Genomic DNA, 22,561 nt, shown 5'->3' with positions numbered 1-22,561 from the left:
TATGAAGAGATTACACATTTTAACTATAGCTTTAATGGGGGTTTTCTGGTTTAGCTGTGCCTCCTGCCAGAAAGAAGAAGTTGAAGAGCCGGATAATGATCCGGAAATTGAAGTACCCGAGACAGGGGATGTGGCCATGTACATTACCACAAATACAAGGTCGCAGGATTTAAATCAGCAAGCGGTTGATTTCAGCGATAAAAGCAATATGTCGCCAACGACAATCAGGCTGGAACCCGAAACACAGTACCAGACAATGGATGGTTTTGGAGCAGCTCTTACCGGTTCGTCGTGCTACAACTTAATGCAGATGACACAGGAAGACCGGACTGAGTTTTTGACGCAAACTTTTTCGCATACCGAGGGGATGGGACACAGCTATATTCGAATTGCCATCGGTTGTTCAGATTTTTCGCTCAGCGAGTACACCTGTTGCGATACACCAGGTATTGAAAATTTCGGTTTAACATCAGAAGAAATAGAATATGTTATTCCTGTTCTGAAAGAAATTCTGGAAATTAATCCAAATATTAAAATTCTGGGATCTCCATGGACACCTCCGCGTTGGATGAAAGTGAACAATCTTCAGGATCTCGAACCTTACAACTCGTGGACCAGCGGGCACCTGAACCCGGCTTATTATGCCGATTATGCCACCTACTTTGTGAAATGGATTCAGGCGTTCGAACAGCAGGGAATTGATATTTTCTCGGTAACGCCACAAAATGAACCGTTGAACCGGGGAAACTCTGCATCGCTTTTTATGGGCTGGGAAGAACAACTCGATTTTGTTAAAAATCATTTGGTTCCTCAGTTCAGGGAAGCATCATTCACTACTAAAATTTATCTGTTCGATCATAATTACAACTATGACGACATGCCCGAACAGGAAAATTATCCGGTAAAAATTTACGATGCCGGGATTGACGATGAATTAGTGGTTGGTGCAGCTTTTCATAATTATGGGGGTGATAAAAGCGAATTGCTTGATGTTCACAGTAAATATCCCAACCGGGAGCTTATTTTTACCGAAACATCTATTGGAACATGGAACGATGGCCGAAATCTGGAATTGCGGTTAATTGATGATATGCGTGAAGTTGCACTCGGAACGGTTAATAACTGGTGCAAAGGTGTAATTGTCTGGAATCTCATGCTCGACAGTGATCGTGGGCCCAACCGTGAAGGAGGGTGCCAGACTTGTTATGGAGCGGTGGATATTGACAAATCGAACTATTCATCTATTACACGAAATTCACATTACTACATTATCAGCCATCTGGCGTCGGTGGTAAAACCCGGAGCTGTACGTATCGGTACATCAGGATTTTCAGATACAGGATTTATTTATTCAGCTTTTGAAAACACTGACGGAACTTACGCTTTTGTTTTACTTAACAGCAATGCTTTTTCAAAAATGATTACCATCGACGACGGAAACAATCATTTTAGTTACGAAGTGCCAGCTAAATCAGTTATTTCATATCGATGGAAAAAATAAAATCAAACGCAATGAAAAACATAAAATATCTAATAATCGGTTTAATCGGGTTGTTAGCATTTTCTTGTACCGAAGAAGAGGCTACTGAAATTCAGCCGGAAGGCAATCCTGTTTTAGAAATTGAAGATCAGTTTGTTAATGTTCATTTTGGCGACGATCTGCCATTTACTGCAACAGTAAGCGACCAGGTACCTCTGTCAACCTTAACGGCCGTTTTGTATTTTGGAGAGGAAGAAGTTTCGAGAACCGAAATCCGAACCAAAGAAAACGGTGAATATCTGGGAACTATTCACGTGCCTTTCGAACAAAATATTCCTGACGGAACGGCCACTCTGGAATTTGAATTAGTAAACACCACACTTAACAGTGTCACCCAAACTTTTGATGTGCCTGTTGCCCGTGCTGAATATCCTTATTTGATTTTGGTGACCGAAGATGGTTCCTTTCCTATGGTTCCAACAGGAGAAGCTGATGAATATGCTGCTACGGAACCGTTCCCTTCTACCGATTTACCGGCTTACATTAAAACGCCGGTTGTTGATAATAAAGGAAATGAAATGGTCTTTGGCTGGGAGGCAGGTGAGATAACAAAAGGATCAACGGATTACATCCCTTTTGTAAGTCCGGTATCTGGTACATATTCTGTGACATTCAATACATTTAATTATGAAGCCGGACCATTTTTTGAAATCTTGTTCAATGGAGAAAAAATGAATATGATTGATAAAGAGAATTTCCAGCTTGATATTGAGTTGACCCAGGGCCAGGAAATCCAGATAGAAGGACTTGGAAATCTTGACCAATGGTGGATTGATGCAGATTATTTTGAAGAGCAGGAAGTTGGCATGTATAATTTTGTTCCCATTGACGGGAAATACAGAGTTACAGCTAATTTGGCCCTGAATTATTTCAACGTAGAAGCACTTGATGGAAATTCACCTGCTTCGCTGCAAAGTGACGGATCAGGAGCTCTTTGGATTATTGGTGAAGGAATTGGAAAACCCTCTCTTGCCAATCAGGTAGGCTGGAATACAGATAAGGCGCTGTGTCTGGCCCAGATTTCTCCAAAAGTTTACCAGGTGACTGTTGTTGGTGGCGAGTCTATTGATGCCAACTCCATCAATTTTAAGTTTTTCCATCAGAAAGGATGGGGTGGTGAATATACGAATGCCGCCCTTTCTACTACGAGTGATATTGTGCTGGTAGGTGATGGCGAAAATGGTCGTGATCCAGGAAACCTTGGTTTGGCAGATGGTGTTACTTTGACTCAGGGAGCTACTTATGTATTTGAGGTAGATATCACTGCAGGATTGGAAGATGCGGTATTGTCTGTTACTCAGGAGTAATTGGTTAACCCAATTTATTTATGAATGAATGTTAGCCGGCTGGAAATATATCTTTTTCAGCCGGCTATTTTATGAAAGTGGTTTTATCAAACCTGGCCAATTAAGTCATCAATATCAGGATATTTTTTTCTCAGACGGTATCTGGCGGTTTCCACTCCGCGAACCGAAATGTTAAATATACTGGCCATTTCTTTATTGGTAAGTTCCATTTTAATAAATGCACAAATTCTTAATTCTTTATTGGCGATATTGGGGTGTCGTCTCTTTAATTCGTTGAACAATTCCTGGTGTACTCTTTCCAGATTGGTGTCGAAAAGTTGGTATTGTTGTTCATCATTCAGGTTGACTTCAATGCTTCGGACGATACTCAATATTCCGGTGCGGGTATAATCATTTCTGGCATTTTTTCTTAGCTCATTGAGTTTATTCTGAATCTCAATTAGGAGTTCCCTTTTTTTAGCAATTAATACGGCATTATTGGCTAAATCTTTACTTTTCTCGATGATGTCCGCCTCCACACGTTCTTTTTCCTGTAGAACCAGTTGAGTTTCCCGCTCCATATCCCGGAGCTCCTGACGTTTTAGTTCTTCTAACCGGGTTTTTTCTTTTTCCCGAACAATGACTACCTGTATTTGTCTGATTCCACCAATAATTAATCCCACGGAAATTAAAACCCAAAAGAGAATCCATGGCCATGTGGCATACCATGCAGACTCAATGGTAAAAGACAACTGGGTTGTTTGAGCCACTTCTCCCGATAAACTTTGTGCCTTAACTTTGATAAGATAATCTCCGCTTTTTAGAAAAGAAAAGTTAATAAATGGTTCCTCTTGCCATTCAGACCATTCTGTCATTTTGTTTTCTAAAAGATAACTATACCGGATATTGGCTTTATCGCGAATGTGGGGGGCAGATAACCAAAAGCTTATATTGTGGACGTTGTTTGGGAATGTCAGTAGATTTATTGAGTCTCTAATTGCAAAAGTGATGACTGAATCATTTATGGTATAGGATGTTCTGGAAAGACGGGTTCGTACTTTTTCTGCATTCAACTGAGATCTTGCTCCGGGGTGAAAGGCAAAGAGACCATTGGTAGTTCCAAGTAAAACTTCATGAGTGTTTTTAAGAGGTACAATGCATTCCATTCCTCTGTTAAGGGTGCCCTTTAGAGAAAGAAATGGATTGGTAGTGACTTTGTCCATTTGATGAGTAAAATAGGCCACCTGATCATCAATTACGCACCAGGTGGAATCTCCTTGTTGTACAAGTTGTCTGATGTTTTTCTCCTTGCCAAGCAAGGAGTTTAGTGCTTTATGAGGCAGAAATGTGTTGGTCCCTTTATCAAATTTAAACAGCCCTTGGTTGGTGGTAAAAATGTTTTGTCCATTCCATCGATGAACATTAATGTTGAACGTGGATGGAAGTCCGTTTTGCTCATTAAAATGTTCGGTGGAAACCACACGTGAACAATCTTTGTTGGTTTTTATTTTAAAAACGCCTTTATAGCCATGACATATCCAATATGAATCATTTTCCCCCGGAATACCAATCAGGTCACGGGTGGAATCCTCAAAGCCCGGAAGCGAAGTTGATAATACAGTAGTACGGCCATCTTTTATTTGTATCAATCCTAAACCATTATAGGTACAGACGAAGAATTGATTACTTATTCCGGAAACGGGGAATAACTTCCAAACGCCTTGAAAGTCTTGAATTGGATTGGTTCTATTGTTTTTAATTTCGAAAAGACCCCGGTCGTGTGCACAAAACAGTTGGTTGTCAACTGTTTTTAGAGACCAGGCTTGTCCGTCCAATGCCGGGATTTTCTGAAATTCGTTTTGGTATATAATACTGTCAGAGTATTGCTTTGTAGAGTAAAAAACGCCCTGATTTGTTGCGATGAAAAGTCTGTTGTCGAAAATTACCGCGTCATATATTGATGACCCCTGAAAGATGTTTGTCAAATGTGCGTTGGGGTCAAAATAATCTAACCCTTTGTTAAGTAATGTCCAAATGACTCCTTCATTTGACTCATAGAGGTTGAGAACCGTCTGGTCTTGTAGATTATTGAAAGTTCGGATTCTGATGAATTTATTATTCTGAAACTTCCAGGAGGATAGTTTATTGCTCAGTGTTCCAATATATATATTGCCCGATTGTGCTTGAATGGCAGACGTGAACACTTGTTCTGATTCGCGAGGTATCAGACGTTGTAATCTACGGACAGAATTATTTAGTAATGATATTTCAAAGAAAGAGCCTTCCTTGGTCAATAAAAAAACGGTTTCTTTTGTTTGACCCGGTAGAATTCTGAGCAAACTTTCATTAAAAATATCTCTGGTAGAGAAGACTTCTGTGAATTGAGAAGAGTTGATGTCCATCTCGAAAAGGAGATCCCGGTCCAGAACAAATAATTTATTATTAACGACTTCCGAAAAATTGAATGCATCTGTGGCTTCAATGATTTCAACATTGCTGTTATTCAATAAAATAAGATAGTCATAAGTGCGTAGGACAATGGTTTTATTTAACTCCAGAATTTGCCATACATTTCCTATCTCCGAGTATTTTGGTGGCAAAACGTCACGGAGTGAATGATAGGAAAAACTACCGTCTGTATTTGTATTAATTGTCCCAAACTCGTTAAACCCTCCTGCATAAATTACTCCATTTTCTGAGCAATGCAGACTTCTTACAGCGCTGTTGTTTGGCAAGGAGATTTTGTCCCATCTCTCTCCATCAAATCGTAAAACTCCATAATTGTTGCCAAAGTACATAACCCCGAGGGTGTCCTGACAAGCATCCCAGAACTGAGCATCACTATTGAAATCATCGTGGCTGTAGTGAGTTACCGGAGGGTTTCCGATAACCTGTGTGTATAAGTTGGCAGAAAAAGCAAGCATGAAACAAATTGTCAGCAGATGCTTTGTGATACGGGCTGAAAAGATGGATGCCTTTTTTACCATAAAATAAACTGAAATCAAAAATGAGAACTTTTGTTATGACAAAATTAAGAATTATTTAAAGTAATTCCAATGCGGAACCCTTGCTTTGAACGCCTTACAAATAATCTCTTTCAGGGGGCCGGACTCTTGTACGAATATCTGATGATGAAAAGATGATAAAATATCCCCTTTTTACACGAAAACGTCCACGTTTGCCAATGATTTGTTGTTTAGTTTTGAGAAGTTAAAATTTGTTGTAATACCTTTTAAAGGAAGATGTGTCAGTCATTAACCTCAAAAATAGAATTGTCTTTTTATTCCCGTGATATTTCTTGGTTTTTTCCCCACATCCTGCAGTGATGATGAAAACGGAGAGGAGCTTGAGGAGGCTGTATTATTATTTGATACAGAAACAATGCCTGAAATACTTGACGCAACCGGAGGGACGGTGACCATTGGGATTGAATGGGCCCACTACTGTAAATTCAGCAGTTGCCTACACCACTTCTTCGGGGCTGAATAGAAATAAACATGAGGAAATAGTGAACGATGAAAAGATACTGGTAACCATACCCTGTGAAAGTATTACCACCATTGTTTTAAGATAACAAATAGGTGTAGAATGGAATAGATTATTTGGGGACCGATGTACCATGATGACAATAAAACAGTTTAGGAGAAAATTTTGTAAATTCTGATTGGTTGAGTTTTGATTATTTATTTATATATTAGTGCTTTGAAAGGCTTCTGTTTTGGTCTGTTCCGCTTGTGGTTGTTCCGCTAAATACTTGAATTAATAACGGTTAAAAACAATGGTGTTGATTATTTTATAAGAGAAATGAAATTAGCATTTCCTTTTTTGTAAATACGAATACTTGCCCGGCGAGACCTTCATTCCCGATTCCAATTTTTTTATGCCCTTTTGAGAAATAGGGCACTTCAATCCCCATGTTTGTTTCTTTGAGGTAATAAAGGTGAAAACAAATGCCGGGGCGTGAAAGAAATGCAGGTTAAATCCTGCACGTAAATCTCATTTGATTAAATAACTAAATTTTATAAGCATGAAAAACAGGTATTTACTCTCACAATTTATCCCTGCCTTTGTGTTTGTCTTAGGGCTGGTGGCTTGCCAGCCACCTCGGGCAAATGATGACTCAGCAGGAAATGAAACGGTTTACGGACCAGTTGAAAAGACCTATGATTTACCGGATGTTTCCGGAACAGTTTATTACGTGGCTCCCGACGGAGTTGCTAGTGCAAAAGGAACTTCACTGGATGCACCTACTACCATTGAATCTGCCTTGTCACAGGTGGTTACGGGTGATGCAGTGATTATGCGCGGGGGTACCTATCGCAGCGGGAATCTTACTTTTAATCAGGGAATTACTATTCAGCCATATCAGGACGAAAAACCTGTACTGAATGGTACTCTTGAAGCTACTGATTGGCAGCAGGATGAGAACGGACTTTGGTTTACGAAATGGGAACGACTTTTCCCGGGAGAGCCAGAGTCATGGTGGAGACCTGAGCGTAACCTGGAATTTACACCTCTTCATCGTTTCAATAATGATATGGTTTTTGTGGATGGTAACATTCTTCAGTCTGTAGGCAGTAAGGACGAGCTGGATGAAGGAACTTTCTTTGTGGATTACGATTCACAGGAAATTTTCATAGGACAAGATCCATCCGGAAAAAAGATGGAAATTACTGCCTTTAGAAAAGCTATTTTCCGGGCCAGCGGAGAGGCACATGGTAAGGAGAATGATGGGAAGGGGCCGGTTATCCGGGGTCTGACAGTTACTCAATATCCGGATACCATGATTCATATCGATGGATTCTATCCTCAGGGACACTCCACTGATGAAGTACATGGGAATGATGTTGTTGGAACCGTGTTTGAAAACTGTACTTTTTCCAAAAGTTTGCGTATTGGAGTCTTTGCCATTGGCGACAGCATGGTGATGCGTAATTGTAAAATTACAGATACCAATACTGAGGGACTTTATGTAGTTGCTTCTGATGATGTTTTGCTGGAAGGTAATGTCTTTCAAAACAATAATATAGAAAAATGGACCGGTTTTTATCCCGCAGCCGTGAAGATTTTTAATCAGTCGCACAGGGTTGTTTGCCAGGAAAACCTGATCATTAATCATCCCAATTCTAATGGACTATGGTATGATGTGGGCAATGTTGATGGAATTTTTGTTAATAACCGCGTAGAAAGTGTAGGCAGTCCTAAGGGGCCTTTCCGTGACGATCAGGTATGGCCCAGTAGTAACGGCTTCTTCTTTGAGATTTCAAAGGGAGTTACTGTAGCTGGAAATGATTTTGTGAATAACAATCAGGGAATGCTTATTCTGAATAGCTCAGACGCAAAGGTTTACAACAATACCTTTGTGAACAGTCGTGCCAGTTTTGGTAGAGATGAGCGCGGTTCAGATCCCGACCACTTTGGATGGCATATCAATACAGGACCGGGTGTGGATGAGCGCGAAAATCATGAGTTTGTGAACAATCTGATGGTGGACACCATGGGATTGGAATTTCCACTATTATATGTATGGCAGCCCTCTGAAATGTGTGAACGCCTGAATGAGTCCACACTGCAAAAGTTTGATAATAATGTCTATGTGAAGACAACCAAAGAAGAAGATGCTGCCATTACTTTGTGGAGTCCGGCCGATAATGAAAAATGTCAGACCAAAATAAGTGACCCGGCGGAACTGAATGAGTTGTATGGACATTTTGAGGCCAATAGTAAGTTCTTCAATGGTTATAACGGAGCTCTTTTTACGAATGAAAATCCGGAGAATCTTGAAGTTAATTCTTCTTTTGAAGGACATGTTCAGGCTTCCAAAATTCCTCAGAATATCAAGGATGCTGCCGGATGGACCAGCGAAGATGCTTCTTTTGTTGGTGCCAGGTAATACGGTTTCTCAAATTTTAAAAATTTAAAGTAATGAAGACACGTTCATTTATTACTCCATTGGGTTTTGCAGCTTTGGCAGTTGCAGGGTTGTTTGCATGCCAAACGCCTGCCCCGGCTGATAAAGGTGCAGAGAAAGAGGAGGTCGTTTACGGACCTTATGATACAACTTATGAAATTCCTGACGTATCAGGAACCATCTATTATGTTGCTCCTGATGGAGACGCCAATGCGGATGGTACCACGCTGGAACACCCCACAACCATTGAGGTTGCCATCACACGTGTGGTTACGAACGATGCAATTGTTATGCGCGGCGGAACCTATCGTGCCGGAGATCTTACCTTTAATCAGGGGATAACCATTCAGCCTTATCAGGATGAAAAGCCTGTGCTCAACGGAACATACATAGCCGATAACTGGCAAAAGGATTCCCAGGGAGTCTGGGTTACTGAATGGGAGCGATTTTTCCCAGGGGAGCCTCAGTCGTGGTGGAATAAAGAGCGAAACATAGAGAGCACTCCGATGCATCGTTTTAACAACGATTGTGTTTTTGTAAATGGAGAATTCTTGCAATCAGCCGGGAGCAAAGAGGAGCTGAACGAAGGGACTTTCTTTGTAGATTATGATGCAAAGAAGATATATTTGGGGACTGATCCATCCGGTCAGTTGGTTGAGATTACCGCATTCAATAATGCCATTATCAGGACACCTGAAGATGTACATGGTAAAAAAACAGACAAGCGAGGGCCGGTGATCAAAGGTCTGGAGGTTACTCAGTATGCCGACATCAGTGTTTTGATTGACGGGCTTTTCCCTGAGGAAATATCTCCGGAGGAGGCACATGGTAATGATGCTGTTGGGACTGTTTTTGAAAATTGTTCTTTTACCAAGGCTTTGGGAGTGGCTGTCTTTGCTCATGGCGACAGTATGGTGATGCGCAACTGTAAAATTGAAGACACCAATACTGAAGGGCTTTATATTGTTGCTTCGGATGATGTGCTGCTGGAGCGTAATATTTTTGCGCATAACAACATCGAAAACTGGCGGGGATATTTCCCTGCTGCCGTTAAGATCTTTAATCAGAGTCACCGTGTTGTTTGCCGCGAGAATCTGGTAACCAATCAGCCTAATTCTAACGGAATCTGGTACGATGTAGGCAATGTGGACGGTATTTTTGTAAACAATCGTGTTGAGAATGTAGGTCAGGTTGATCAGGCTGCCCTGGGAGATAAAGTTTGGGTTGGACGCAGTGGCTTCTTCTTTGAAATTTCTGAGGGTGTTATTGTTGCCGGAAACGAATTTGTTAATAACAATCAGGGTATTCTCATTCTTAATGCTGCCGGAGCCGAGATGTATAACAATACTTTTATCAACAGCCGTGCCAGTTTTGGGCGTACCGCCCGTGGTGATGGTTCCGATCATTTTGGATGGCATGTTACCAGTGGCCCCGGAGTTGAAGAGCGGGAGAATCATGTGTTTGTGAATAACCTGATGATAGATACAGTGGGGATGGAAACGCCCATGCTATATGTGTGGCAACCTTCCGAAATGTGTGATCGACTCAGTAAATCCACCCTTAAAGCCATCAACAATAATGTGTATGTGAAGGTGGAGAAAGAAGAGTCACCATTGCTGGCTTTATGGAGCCCTACGCAGAACGACGATTGTCAGGCGCGGATTTCAGATCCTGCTGATCTTAATGCTTTGTATGAACCTTTTGAGACGAATAGTAAGTTCTACAATGGGTTTGACGGATCATTGTTTTCCGGAGATGCACAAATTGCTCCCGGTTTTGAGGGACATCAGGTCGCTTTTGATATTCCTGATAATGTAAAAAAACTTGCAGGATGGAGTGATTCTCAAATCAGTTTTATCGGAGCAAGGTAGCAAGCGCTCGCAGAACAACGTATAAATAGAAAAGGCCTGTCGGGAACCAATCCGGCAGGCCTTTTTGCGTTGATTAAAAGATTTTATTTTTCTACCCCAAATACCATAATGGTTCTGGTTTGGTAAGTTTCGTCAGGATTCAGAATTGTTGACGGGAAGTTTTCATGATTTGGAGAATCAGGAAAATGCTGGGTCTCCAGACAAAGGCCGTTGTATTGCTCGAAAGCCCAGTCTCCGGATTTTTGTGAACCATCGAGGAAATTTCCGGAGTAGAACTGTAATCCGGGTTCTTCAGTGTAAATTTCCATGGTACGTCCTGATTCCGGGTCTTTTAATTTAGAGGCAAAGGTCATTGCTCCCTTTTCGGATTTATTCAGTGCATAATTGTGATCATATCCGCCGGGAACCTGATTTATACGCTCACCGATAAGATGTGGTTCTGTAAAATCGAAAGGGGTACCTTCTACTGCTTTAATTTCACCGGTAGGGATTAAAGTTTCGTTTACCGGAGTGTATGCGTTTGCCTCAATGGTGAGTTCATGGTCAAGAATGCTTCCCCGGCCAGCCAGATTGAAGAATGAGTGATTGGTGAGGTTTACAGGCGTAGCTTTGTCTGTGTTTGCCAGGTAGTCCACAATCAGACTGTCCCCCTTAAGGGTATAAGTGACTGTGACTTCCAGGTTTCCGGGATATCCTTCCTCGCCATCTTTGCTGAGATAAGTGAGTTTCAGTGCAGGCCCTTCAGGTGCATCAATGGGCGTTGCGTCCCAAACTTTTTGGTCAAAACCGTTGGTGCCTCCGTGCAGATGGTTGGGGCCATCATTTAACGATAACTGATAGGTGCTGTCATTGAGGGTGAATTGTCCTTTGTCAATCCTGTTTCCGTATCGTCCGATGATGGCTCCAAAAAAACTTCTTTTTTCCAGATAGAGCGACAAATCATCAAAACCAAGTACTACGTTGTCCACTTTACCTGATTTGTCAGGAGCGTTTACTGCGGTTATGACTCCTCCAAAATCAGTTATTTTTACTTCCAGTCCGGAGCTGCTTTTTAATGTGTAGAGGTTAACAGCTTTGCCATCCGGAGTCTGGCCCCAGCTTTCCTTTTTGATGGCTTGTTCAGCCGGGGCGTTGCAGCTGAGGATACTCAATCCCAAAATGCCTGCAATCAGAGTGTGAAATGATTTTCTTTTCATAAATGGTTTAATTTTTCGTTTTTTGTAATAAGAGTATGTTAAACATTTGTAATGCTTTTTTTGTAAATTGCCAAATGTATGGCAAAAGTGCTTTAATATCAATGAGAGCAGTCCCTTAATGTGCTCTGAAAGCGTGGGCTGGTTTATTTTGTTTTCGATTGACTACCTCGCTAATCTGCTTTATTCACTTTTATCGAACTTCTTGTCATGCCCTCATCAGATAAAGATTATTTGGGAAAAATGCCGATATAACTCATAGAACATTGGACTCTTTATGGAACCATTGTAAAATAACAGGTTTTTGACAATTCTTAAAAAAAACTCTAAAAACATTTTAAAAGTAGAAATTACTTTTTAATTTTGGAGCATAAAATTTAATATTTTTTTGAAAGAGGTCATTTTTTAGCCTGATTTATTGACTTCGTCGATCTTCGATTCATGAATGATCGTCGTGAGATGTTCAAATATTAAGAAATACAAGTAACCGCAATCAAATTTTATGAGGACACTTTTTATTTCGCAGATAGATAGTTGGACATTGTAATCGGTGATTTGTGAATTAATTGAGATAGAGGAAATGAAAATAACCAAAGGAGAAAATCATCTTAACCGTAATATATTAAAATTTAGATAAAAATGCAGTATCAGGGACACTATAAAAATGCTCCGAAACATTATCTGGCTGTTGATTGTGTGATTTTCGGATATGAAAGTTACGAACTCAAGCTTCTTTTACACAAAAGGCCGATTGAACCTCAGATTGGGGGATGGTCCCTGATGGGGGGTTTTTGTGGAGAGAAAGAGGCTCTGGAGACTGCTGCGAACAGGGTGCTCCGTCAGAGTACCGGACTGAAAGATATTTTTCTTGAGCAGGTTCAGGCCTTTTCAGTCCCCGACAGGGATCCTGCAGCCCGTGTGATATCGGTGCCGTTTTATGCGCTGATTCGTATTGATAAACATGATGCAGGGAAGGTAGATGAAATGGGGGCCACATGGTGTTCTTTGGATGAGGTTCCGGAATTGATTTTTGATCATTCGGAAATTGTGGAAAAAGCCAAAGAAAGATTGCAAATGAAGGCAAGCCTCGAATTGGTTGGGAAGGAGTTGTTACCTGATGAATTTACGCTTACACAGTTGAGACGACTTTATGAGGCTATTTATCAAAGAGAACTCGACCCGGGTAACTTTAGGAAAAAGGTTTTGGGACTGAATGTTTTGGAAAGATTGAATACCAAGAATACTGAGGAGTCAAAAAAAGGAGCTTTTAATTATCGTTTTAGGCCCAATTCTGATGAGTTGAACGGACATGAACGTATAATTAAAATCTGAACTAATACTTAAAAGGAGTTTGATGATGGAAAATTTTAAAGATTATGAAGTTTGGTTTGTAACCGGCGCCCAGTTATTGTACGGTGGGGATGCTGTAGTGGCAGTTGACGGACATTCCAATGAGATGGTGAAGGGTATGAATGCTTCCGGAAACCTGCCGGTTAAGATTGTTTACAAAGGTACAGTTAACTCTGCCAAAGAGGTTACTGCCACCATGAAAGCAGCTAATAATGACGATAAGTGTGTGGGGGTAATCACCTGGATGCATACTTTTTCTCCTTCCAAAATGTGGATACACGGTTTGCAGGAGTTGCGTAAGCCAATACTGCATTTCCATACCCAATTCAATAAGGAAATTCCATGGAATGATATTGACATGGATTTTATGAATCTGAATCAGAGTGCTCATGGCGATCGCGAGTTCGGACATATTTTGGCTCGCCTGAAGAAACCCCGAAAAGTGGTCGTTGGGCATTGGCAGGATCCGAAAGCTCAGGAGCGTATTGCTGTATGGATGCGTGTTTCTGCTGCCTGGGCCGATGCACAGGATCTTCGCATCATCCGTTTTGGCGATCAGATGAACAATGTAGCAGTAACTGATGGTGATAAAGTGGATGCTGAAATGGTAATGGGATATCATGTGGATTATTATCCTATTGCTGATCTGGTAGCCGTTAAAGATAAAGTTACTGATGAAGAGGTAGCAGATCTGGTAAAGGTTTATGAGAGCGATTACAATTTTGCAGATGACTGCAAAGCCGGAGGTGTCAACAGAGGTCAGGTAGAACATGCGGCTCGCATAGAGATTGCGTTGCGTCGCTTTTTGGAAGAGAAAGGAGCTAAAGCTTTTACTTCTAATTTTGATGATCTGAATGAAGTTGATCAGTTACCGGGACTTGCATCTCAGCGTCTGATGGCTGATGGATACGGATTTGGTGCAGAAGGAGACTGGAAAACAGCCGCTCTTTATCGTACCATGTGGTTTATGGGACAAGGATTGCCTAAAGGTTGCTCTTTCCTTGAAGACTATACCCTCAACTTTGATGGCGAAAACAGTACTATCCTTCAGGCACATATGCTGGAAGTTTGTCCTCTGATTGCAGAGCACAAACCCAAATTGCAGGTACATCCGCTGGGTATTGGGGGTAAAAATGATCCTGCCCGTCTGGTATTTACGAGTAAGCCTGGCGAAGGTGTGGCTGCTACCGTTGTCGATATGGGCAACCGTTTCCGAATGATTGTCAATAAGGTGGAATGCGTGGAGTCTAAACCACTCCCCAAATTGCCTGTTGCCAGTGCATTGTGGGTGCCTAAACCGAACTTTGAGGTCGGTGCTGCTGCCTGGATTCTGGCAGGAGGAACACATCATACCAGCTTCTCTTATGACCTGACTCCTGAATATCTGGAAGATTTTGCTGAAATCGCGGGAATTGAGTTTTTGCTGATTGATGAGGCCACAACCATTCCTGAGTTTAAGAAAGAATTGCGTTGGAATGACATGTTTTATAAGTTGAATCGTGGAATTTAAAATCTATTTAAAATAAATTAAATTATGGAATCAGCTTTCGCAACACTGGACTGGATAATTTTTGCAGTCTATGCCTTTGTTATCCTGGGGATGGGGCTTTTTATTTCGAGAGGAAAAAAAGGAGTTGAAAAAACCGCTCAGGATTACTTTCTTGCCAATAAGTCGCTGACATGGTGGGCCATTGGTGCTTCTTTGATTGCCGCTAACATTTCGGCTGAGCAATTTATTGGTATGTCCGGTTCCGGATATGCGCTGGGAATCGGAATCGCTTGTTATGAGTGGATTGCAGCAGCATCACTGATTGTAATCGCCAAGTATTTTATTCCCATTTTTATTGAGAAGAAGATTTATACCATGCCTCAGTTTCTTGCTGAGCGCTATTCACGCGGAGTGAGTACAGCGTTTGCTATTTTCTGGTTGCTGGTATATGTTTTTGTAAACCTGACATCGGTGACATACATGGGAGCTCTTGCCATGGAAACCATTCTTGGAATACCGTTGATGTACGGCATCATTGGACTGGCAGTTTTTTCCGGTATTTATTCTATCTATGGGGGACTTAAAGCTGTTGCCTGGACGGATGTAATTCAGGTGTTCTTCCTGGTGGTAGGTGGTTTGGTTACAACTTATGTGGCCCTAGATGCAGTAGGTGGCGTAGGTTCCGGACCGTTAAAGGGTTTTCAAACCTTGTTTGATGGTGCCCGCGACCATTTCCACATGATTGCCGAGCAGGATGCAAGACCTGATGTATTTCTTGATCTGCCCGGTCTGGGAATTATTCTTGGTGGAATTTGGCTGACCAACTTTGGTTACTGGGGTTTTAACCAATATATTATCCAGAAAGGTCTGGCAGCTAAATCTGTTACCGAAGCCAAACGCGGATTGTTGTTCGGGGCTTACCTGAAAATGCTGATTCCCTTAATTGTGGTTATTCCAGGTATTGCTGCCTTTTACCTGAAGAATGATCTGGAAATAGCTGACCAGGCTTATCCTTATCTGTTGGCCAACTATATGCCAATTGGTGTTCGCGGACTCGCATTCGCAGCTCTTTCCGCAGCAATTGTTTCATCACTGGCATCTATGATCAATTCTACATCGACAATTTTCACGGTTGATATCTATAAGCCCTATTTCAACAAGAATGCCAGCGATAAATCTCAGGTTCTGGTAGGACGTATCACTGCCCTTGTTGCACTGACCATCGCTGTGTTTATTGCTCCTATGTTACAAAATCTGGAGCAGGCCTTCCAGTATATTCAGGAATACACAGGATTTATCTATCCCGGTGTGGTTATCGTGTTCTTTATGGGACTTTTCTGGCGTCAGGCAACCAACAGAGCTGCTCTCTGGACTGCCCTGCTGACATTGCCGCTCGGATTTGCTTTTAAATTCGGCTTCCCCGAGATGCCCTGGATGATGCGCATGGGATATGTGTTTCTAGTGCTTGTGTTTGTAGCTACTATTGTTACTTTTATTGATAAGAAGTCGTGGACTACCGATACCAAACATACAGTTCGGCCAGCATACATACGTGCAGGTCAGGTGATGTTGATTATTGGAATTATTGCGGCTGTGATTGGTGGAGTAGGAGTTAATATTTATTTCCTGAATAATCTTGGAATTGAAAGTATCTTTATGACAGCTGCTGCCTTTATTTTTGTTGGTATTATTCTTATTACCAATGAGAAAATTATTGCAGCCGACAAAAAAGCGCTTGAGATTAATCCAGAAAGCTTCAAAACAGGAACAACCTTTAATATTGGTGCTGTCGGAGTTGTTGTGATTCTGGCATTGCTTTATGGTGTATTCTGGTAAAAAACATTAAGAAGATGGATTTAAGACAGTTAAAAGAGGAAGTTTTTCAAGCCAACCTCGATTTGGTAAAGCACAATCTGGTAATTTTTACATGGGGAAATGTAAGTGCCATTGATCGTGAAAAAGGGTTGGTGGTGATCAAGCCCAGCGGAGTGGCTTATGACGATATGAAAGCCGACGATATGGTGGTGCTGGATCTGGAAGGCAACGTGGTGGAAGGTAAACTGAAACCTTCTTCGGATACTCCGACACATATTGAATTGTATAAGAATTTTCCTGAAATAGGAGGAGTGGTGCATACCCACTCTTCCTATGCTACTGCCTGGGCACAGGCCGGTGTGAATATTCCGATTATAGGGACGACTCATGCCGACTATTTTGCCAGTGATATCCCGTGTACACGCGATATGACAAAAGAGGAGGTGGAAGGAGAATATGAGAAGGAGACAGGAACAGTTATTGTGGAGGCTTTTGCAGATAAAAACCCCAATCATATTCCTGGGGTGATTGTCAAGAATCACGGACCTTTTACCTGGGGGAAAGATGCACACGAGGCTGTGCACAACAGCGTGGTAATGGAAGCTGTTGCTAAAATGGCTTTTGTTAGTAAGTCTGTAAATCCCAATGTTACCATGAATCCGCTTCTTACAAAAAAGCATTTCGATCGTAAACATGGTGCCAATGCCTATTACGGGCAGAAATAATCTCCGTGGTGGTGCCATTTCTCTCTCCCGGGCCCAACTCGCGGCCCGGTTCTTTTCTTCAATAAAGATTATCTGGTTGTGAAATAGTATGTTTTTAGTTAAAGGATGTACCATTGGCTAAAAACTGCTTACTAAAAACTAAAAAGATGAGTTCAAAAAAATATGTTATAGGACTGGATTACGGGTCTGATTCTGCCCGTGCCGTGGTGGTGGATACCCAAACCGGAGAGGAAGTCTCCCAGGCAGTAAAACATTATCCCCGCTGGATAGAGGGTAAATATTGTGATCCTGCGGCCAACCGCTACCGGCAGCATCCTTTGGATTATATTGAAGTATTGGAATATACTGTAAAGACCGCTCTAAAAGAGGCAGGAGCCGGTGTGGCCGAAAATGTGGCAGGTATGTCTTTCGATACCACCGGTAGTACTCCTGTGTTTGTGGATGAGTCAGGCACACCTCTGGCTTTAAAATCCGAGTTTGCAGAGAATCCCAATGCCATGTTTATTCTTTGGAAAGATCACACAGCAGTAAAAGAGGCTGCTGAGATTAATGAACTTGCCCGTAAGTGGGAGGTTGATTATACCCAGTTCGAAGGTGGTGTTTATTCTTCCGAATGGGTATGGGCTAAAGCGTTGCATGTATTGCGCGAAGATGAGACAGTACGCAAGGCTGCATATTCGTGGATTGAGCATGCCGACTGGATGCCATCCCTTATAACCGGGACAGAACAGCCCGATAAGGTTGTGCGCAGTCGTTGTGCTGCCGGTCACAAGGCTATGTGGCATGAAAGCTGGGGCGGACTTCCCCCCGAAGAGTTTCTTACAGAACTGGATCCTTTGCTGAAAGGTTTCCGCGATCGTTTGTTTAAAGATACATATGCCAGCGATACCAAAGTGGGCAATCTTACTCCCGAATGGGCAGAAAGGCTTGGGTTATCCACTGACGTAGTGGTTGGTGTCAGTGCCTTTGATTGCCACATGGGAGCTGTTGGCGGAGGTGCCACATCCAATGTACTTGCACGTGCCATTGGTACTTCTACCTGCGATATCATGATTGCTGATTACGAGCAAATGGGAGATAAGCTGGTAAAAGGAATTTGCGGACAGGTTGATGGTTCTGTGGTTCCGGGCTATGTGGGGTTGGAAGCCGGTCAGTCTGGTTTTGGTGACATCTATGCCTGGTTTAAGAATGTTGTTGCCTGGCCGCTTAATAATATTCTGAGCAAAACTGAATTGGTAGATGCTGAAACCCGGGAAAAACTCATTGAGGAAACCATCGATAAGATTATTCCAGAGTTGAGTGAAGAGGCCATGAAAATTTCGGTTGACGAATCCACTATTCTTGCAGTAGATTGGATGAATGGACGCCGTACACCTGATGCCAGTCAGGAAGTGACAGGTTCCATAGCCGGGTTGACACTGGGATCATCGGCGCCACGTATTTTCAGAGCTCTGGTTGAAGCTACGGCTTTTGGGTCCAAAGCTATTGTGGATCGTTTCCGGGAAGAGGGTGTTGAACTCAAGGCTGTGATTGGTCTTGGTGGAGTTGCCCGCAAATCTCCGTTTGTGATGCAGACGCTGGCTGATGTATTGAATATGCCCATTAAAGTTGCTGCAACCGAGCAAACCTGTGCAGTAGGTGCCGGTATGTTTGCAGCTGTTGTGGCAGGCATTTACGATAATGTGGAGGAAGCGCAAAAGCAGATGGGACAGGGATTTGAGAAAGAATATACCCCCAATGCAGAGAATGTGAAGAAGTATGAAGCTATTTACAGGAAATATGAGAAACTCGGGGCATTTACCGAGAAAGAATTGTAAGAGCTTTCTTTATAATACTGATAAGGGTGTTGGCCTGTTTCTCAGGTCGCACCCCATATTCACTTAATACTTTTTTGATCATGAAAAAGGCAACTCTTCTTCTGATTTTTACTGTTTTATCAATAGCGATGGCATGGGCACAAAATCCACTGATAATGGATGAGTTTACTGCTGACCCTTCAGCCCGGGTTTTTAATGATAAGGTATATGTTTATCCTTCGCATGATATCAGGCTTGATTCCGGACGGTTTGCCAACTGGTTTTGTATGGAAGATTACCATGTTTATTCTTCCGAAAATCTGACTCAATGGGAAGATCACGGAGTTATTCTTAGTCAGTATGATGTGCCCTGGGTGGATCCCTCAACCTATAGTATGTGGGCTCCCGATTGCATTGAGAAAGATGGTAAGTATTATTTCTATTTCCCATCCACTGCCAAAGATAAGTCCGAGGGAAGAGGCCGAAGGGTCGGCGTGGCTGTTGCTGACTCCCCGGAAGGGCCTTTTATCCCTCAGGAGCAACCAATGGAAGGTGTATTTGGCATTGATCCCAATCCATTTATCGACAGGGATGGTCAGGCGTACCTCTACTGGGGAGGTGGCGAAAAGCTGTACATGGCAAAGTTGAAGGATAATATGTTGGAACTGGCCACCGAACCGCAGGAAGTAGTGGATCTTCCTGCAAAATTTAAGGAGGGACCGTATCTCTTCGAGCGCAACGGGAAGTATTATTTTACTTTTCCTCATGTGCCCGAAACAACCGAACGCTTGGTTTATGCCATGGGAGACAGTCCGATGGGCCCCTTTGAATTTAAGGGAGTGATTATGAAAGAATCTCCTATTGAGTGCTGGACCAATCATCACTCCATTATTGAATATCGTGACCAATGGTATTTATTTTATCATCACAATGATTTGTCTCCTGATTTTGATAAAAATCGTTCGATCAAAGCGGATAGTCTGTTTTTTAATGCCGATGGAACCATTCAGGAGGTTGTCCCTACATTACGCGGAGTTGGTATTACACCTGCTTCGGCCCGTATTCAGACAGACCGCTACAGCCTGGCTGAAGGAGAGAATGTCAGTTATGAGTTTGTAGATGATACAGATCCTCACCAGGGCTGGCAAGTGCTTTTGCCTGAAGAAGGCAACTGGATTAGTTACAATAAAGTGGACTTTGGCAAAGGCGAATTTGAAGAACTCATTGTTAAAGGATATGCAGGAAAAGGCGGAGACTTTGAAATTCGTTTGAATGCACCGGATGGTCCTCTTTTGACAGGTGTCGGGTTTGACAATGCGGATGAATCTCAGTTAAAAAAGGTAACGCTTTCCGACGGTCCGAAAGGGATTCATGATCTATACATTTTCAATACCGGAGATTCGGAATTAGTATTAGATTGGATTCAGTTTAAGTAGTGTTTGTCCATAAATTACCAATTACTGCGTTACGTTTGCCCGAAAATTCCTCATTTACTCAAGTAAACTGCGTATTTTAAGGCTTCACAAGCCCCCAAAGAAAAATCGGGGCAGGCTTTGTAACTGGCACTTTCTTGACAAACACAAGACTAGAAACAAATTTTGCTTAGTTTATAGACCGACACTAAGAAGTGCCTGTCCATAAACTAAGCGATTTTCACGTGTTTGAATTAGAAAGTTCAAATTCAAGGCGTGTGAAAAATCTAAACCGCAGAATACTAATGTGTTTGAGGATTTAGATTTTGAGCAACAACGCAGAAGTTGGACTTTATAGACAAACACTAAGTAGAATTACACAAAACAAGATATTTCTAATTAAAACCAATTCGAGATGAACAGAAAGAATCTATTCATTGCATTGTTTTTCGCTTTTGTTTTGGCCTTGCCTGCTGGTGCCCAGAATAAAATGAATCTGGATTTTAACAATGCAGAACAGACCATCAATAAAAATATTTATGGTCATTTTGCCGAACACCTCGGCCGTTGTATTTATGATGGAATCTGGGTGGGACCCGATTCTGACATTCCCAATGTTAACGGTTATCGTAAAGATATCCTGGATGCTCTGAAAGAACTGAATATTCCGGTTCTTCGCTGGCCCGGTGGTTGTTTTGCCGATACGTATCACTGGAAAGATGGTGTAGGGCCGAAGGGTGAGCGTCCTAAAATTAAGAACTATTTCTGGGGTGGCTCCATTGAAGATAACAGTTTTGGTACACATGAATTTCTGAACCTTTGTGAGATGATTGGTGCCGACCCATATATCTCTGCAAATGTGGGAAGTGGAACAGTTACCGAAATGGTAGAATGGATTGAATACATGACCTCTGATGAGGATATTCCAATGGCCAACTGGCGTCGCGAAAATGGTCGTGAAGAGCCCTGGGATGTAAAATTCCTTGGAATTGGTAACGAAAGTTGGGGCTGCGGCGGAGATATGCGTCCCGAATATTACAGTGATCTCCTGCGCCAGTATTCACTCTATGCCGGACTTTATGGTGGTGGAAAATTTGACCGCGTCGGTTGTGGTGCCAATGGTGGCGACTACAATTGGACAGATGTGCTGATGGAGAGGGCTGCCAGAAATATGGATGCGCTTTCGGTGCATTATTATACCATTGCTACAGGCGACTGGAACAATAAGTCTGCTGCTACCGGGTTTGGTGAAGATCTATATTTTAGCGGTCTGAAAAATGCTTTGTTCATGGATGAGCTGGTTACAAAGCACTCTAATGTCATGGATAAGTATGATCCCGAAAAAAATCTTCCGCTTTTGGTTGATGAGTGGGGAATCTGGACCGATGTGGAACCCGGCACCGAACCTGGTCATTTATTTCAGCAAAACTCCATGCGTGATGCCTTGATTGCTGCGGTAACTTTTAATATTTTTCATCAGCATGCAGAGCGTGTCCAGATGGCTAATATTGCCCAGGTTGTAAATGTTTTGCAGGCCATGATCCTTACTGAAGAGGATAAGATGGTGCTGACGCCAACCTACCATGTTTTTAATATGTACAAGGTGCATCAGGATGCAACGTATATTCCTGAGTTGCTTCAAACCGGCAGCTATAAGATGGGTGGAGAAGCAATTCCGGCTGTGAGTGGAACCGCTTCAAGGAAGGACGGAAAAGTGAACATCAGTCTTAGTAACCTGGATGCAACAAAAGAGCAGGTAATTGAAGTGGATGTGGAAGACGGAAATCTGACGAAGGTATTGTCTGCTTCTGTGTTGACCGCCCCGGACTTTAATTCTTACAACTCATTTGATGAACCGGAAACGGTGAAACCTGTTGAGTTCTCTGATTTTAAAATTAAAAAAGGCGTGCTGACAGTAACACTGCCTGCACATTCAGTTGCCACACTGCAACTGCAATAAGATTTTTAGTAAAACGTGAAAAAAGCCTCTTCGGATTATCCGGGGAGGCTTTTTTTAGTATGGAGAGTTATCTGAAAATTTGTATTAAGTAATATGTTTCAGCCCGGTCGCTCTTCTTCTGTGGAATATTATTGTTTTTGAATGATTTTTTAATGGAGGATTTTTCCTGATGTAAGCATCTATTTATTAGGAGTATGTGTGGTTATTGGGGCT

14 protein-coding genes are annotated in these 22,561 nt (G+C 42.2%); 12 read left to right on the top strand and 2 right to left on the bottom strand.

What is annotated here, in order from left to right; translation table 11 throughout:
* The first annotated feature begins 1 nt into the window (after position 1).
* Entirely contained in the window at positions 2–1,501 is a 1,500-nt protein-coding gene (locus W7W_RS0106895; protein WP_025006877.1) for a glycoside hydrolase family 30 protein, read from the top strand.
* Between the two features lie 11 nt (positions 1,502–1,512).
* Positions 1,513–2,847 (top strand): DUF5125 domain-containing protein, encoded by a 1,335-nt coding sequence (locus W7W_RS0106890; protein WP_025006878.1) that lies wholly within the window; start codon positions 1,513–1,515, stop codon positions 2,845–2,847.
* An 86-nt stretch (positions 2,848–2,933) separates the two neighbouring features.
* Here W7W_RS0106890 and W7W_RS0106885 read toward each other — a convergent pair whose 3' ends face one another.
* The gene (locus W7W_RS0106885; protein WP_010663068.1) at positions 2,934–5,831 is read right to left on the bottom strand and encodes a helix-turn-helix and ligand-binding sensor domain-containing protein; all 2,898 of its coding nucleotides are present in this window, start codon (positions 5,829–5,831) and stop codon (positions 2,934–2,936) included.
* Positions 5,832–6,114: 283 nt separating this feature from the next.
* On the opposite strand from W7W_RS0106885, the gene W7W_RS0106880 reads away from it, so the two are divergent.
* The 3 genes from W7W_RS0106880 to W7W_RS0106865 all read left to right on the top strand — a co-directional run bounded on the left by W7W_RS0106880 (position 6,115) and on the right by W7W_RS0106865 (position 10,608).
* Positions 6,115–6,315: a hypothetical protein gene (locus W7W_RS0106880; RefSeq protein WP_010663067.1), complete on the top strand. Its 201-nt coding sequence runs from the start codon at positions 6,115–6,117 to the stop codon at positions 6,313–6,315.
* Between the two features lie 538 nt (positions 6,316–6,853).
* The gene (locus W7W_RS0106870; protein WP_010663066.1) at positions 6,854–8,719 is read left to right on the top strand and encodes a right-handed parallel beta-helix repeat-containing protein; all 1,866 of its coding nucleotides are present in this window, start codon (positions 6,854–6,856) and stop codon (positions 8,717–8,719) included.
* A gap of 32 nt (positions 8,720–8,751) precedes the next feature.
* Positions 8,752–10,608 carry a right-handed parallel beta-helix repeat-containing protein gene (locus W7W_RS0106865; RefSeq protein ID WP_010663065.1) on the top strand — a complete coding sequence of 619 codons (1,857 nt, stop codon included), beginning with the start codon at positions 8,752–8,754 and terminating at the stop codon, positions 10,606–10,608.
* A gap of 83 nt (positions 10,609–10,691) precedes the next feature.
* Here the strand turns inward: W7W_RS0106865 and W7W_RS0106860 are convergent, their stop codons facing one another.
* The gene (locus W7W_RS0106860) at positions 10,692–11,804 is read right to left on the bottom strand and encodes an aldose epimerase family protein (RefSeq protein ID WP_010663064.1); all 1,113 of its coding nucleotides are present in this window, start codon (positions 11,802–11,804) and stop codon (positions 10,692–10,694) included.
* A 636-nt stretch (positions 11,805–12,440) separates the two neighbouring features.
* Here W7W_RS0106860 and W7W_RS0106855 point away from each other — a divergent pair.
* The 7 genes from W7W_RS0106855 (at position 12,441) to W7W_RS0106820 (ending at position 22,348) form a co-directional block, all read left to right on the top strand.
* Positions 12,441–13,133 (top strand): NUDIX hydrolase, encoded by a 693-nt coding sequence (locus tag W7W_RS0106855; protein ID WP_010663063.1) that lies wholly within the window; start codon positions 12,441–12,443, stop codon positions 13,131–13,133.
* A gap of 22 nt (positions 13,134–13,155) precedes the next feature.
* A complete protein-coding gene (araA, locus tag W7W_RS0106850; protein ID WP_234408606.1) occupies positions 13,156–14,661 on the top strand; it encodes an L-arabinose isomerase in 1,506 nt (501 codons plus the stop codon).
* Positions 14,662–14,685: 24 nt separating this feature from the next.
* Entirely contained in the window at positions 14,686–16,476 is a 1,791-nt protein-coding gene (locus W7W_RS0106845; RefSeq protein ID WP_010663061.1) for a sodium/sugar symporter, read from the top strand.
* Between the two features lie 14 nt (positions 16,477–16,490).
* Positions 16,491–17,180, top strand: coding sequence for an L-ribulose-5-phosphate 4-epimerase (araD, locus tag W7W_RS0106840; RefSeq protein WP_010663060.1), 690 nt, complete (start codon positions 16,491–16,493; stop codon positions 17,178–17,180).
* 146 nt (positions 17,181–17,326) lie between these two features.
* Positions 17,327–18,997 (top strand): ribulokinase, encoded by a 1,671-nt coding sequence (locus tag W7W_RS0106835; RefSeq protein WP_010663059.1) that lies wholly within the window; start codon positions 17,327–17,329, stop codon positions 18,995–18,997.
* A gap of 80 nt (positions 18,998–19,077) precedes the next feature.
* Positions 19,078–20,412, top strand: coding sequence for a family 43 glycosylhydrolase (locus W7W_RS0106825; protein ID WP_010663058.1), 1,335 nt, complete (start codon positions 19,078–19,080; stop codon positions 20,410–20,412).
* A gap of 391 nt (positions 20,413–20,803) precedes the next feature.
* Positions 20,804–22,348, top strand: a complete 1,545-nt coding sequence (locus tag W7W_RS0106820; protein WP_010663057.1) for an alpha-N-arabinofuranosidase — start codon at positions 20,804–20,806, stop codon at positions 22,346–22,348.
* Positions 22,349–22,561 lie beyond the last annotated feature (213 nt).

It is taken from the genome of Marinilabilia salmonicolor JCM 21150 (genome assembly GCF_000259075.1).
Taxonomy (GTDB): domain Bacteria; phylum Bacteroidota; class Bacteroidia; order Bacteroidales; family Marinilabiliaceae; genus Marinilabilia; species Marinilabilia salmonicolor.
Note: the sequence above shows the minus strand (reverse complement) of the source record. Positions and strands in the feature narration are given on the sequence as shown.

Bases quoted from the DNA above. Each gene is read 5' to 3' on its own strand.
- W7W_RS0106895 (WP_025006877.1), top strand. From the start codon at position 2: ATGAAGAGATTACACATTTTAACTATAGCTTTAATGGGGGTTTTCTGG.
- W7W_RS0106890 (WP_025006878.1), top strand. From the start codon at position 1,513: ATGAAAAACATAAAATATCTAATAATCGGTTTAATCGGGTTGTTAGCA.
- W7W_RS0106870 (WP_010663066.1), top strand. From the start codon at position 6,854: ATGAAAAACAGGTATTTACTCTCACAATTTATCCCTGCCTTTGTGTTT.
- W7W_RS0106865 (WP_010663065.1), top strand. From the start codon at position 8,752: ATGAAGACACGTTCATTTATTACTCCATTGGGTTTTGCAGCTTTGGCA.
- W7W_RS0106860 (WP_010663064.1), bottom strand. From the start codon at position 11,804: ATGAAAAGAAAATCATTTCACACTCTGATTGCAGGCATTTTGGGATTG.
- W7W_RS0106855 (WP_010663063.1), top strand. From the start codon at position 12,441: ATGCAGTATCAGGGACACTATAAAAATGCTCCGAAACATTATCTGGCT.
- araA (WP_234408606.1), top strand. From the start codon at position 13,156: ATGATGGAAAATTTTAAAGATTATGAAGTTTGGTTTGTAACCGGCGCC.
- W7W_RS0106845 (WP_010663061.1), top strand. From the start codon at position 14,686: ATGGAATCAGCTTTCGCAACACTGGACTGGATAATTTTTGCAGTCTAT.
- araD (WP_010663060.1), top strand. From the start codon at position 16,491: ATGGATTTAAGACAGTTAAAAGAGGAAGTTTTTCAAGCCAACCTCGAT.
- W7W_RS0106835 (WP_010663059.1), top strand. From the start codon at position 17,327: ATGAGTTCAAAAAAATATGTTATAGGACTGGATTACGGGTCTGATTCT.
- W7W_RS0106825 (WP_010663058.1), top strand. From the start codon at position 19,078: ATGAAAAAGGCAACTCTTCTTCTGATTTTTACTGTTTTATCAATAGCG.
- W7W_RS0106820 (WP_010663057.1), top strand. From the start codon at position 20,804: ATGAACAGAAAGAATCTATTCATTGCATTGTTTTTCGCTTTTGTTTTG.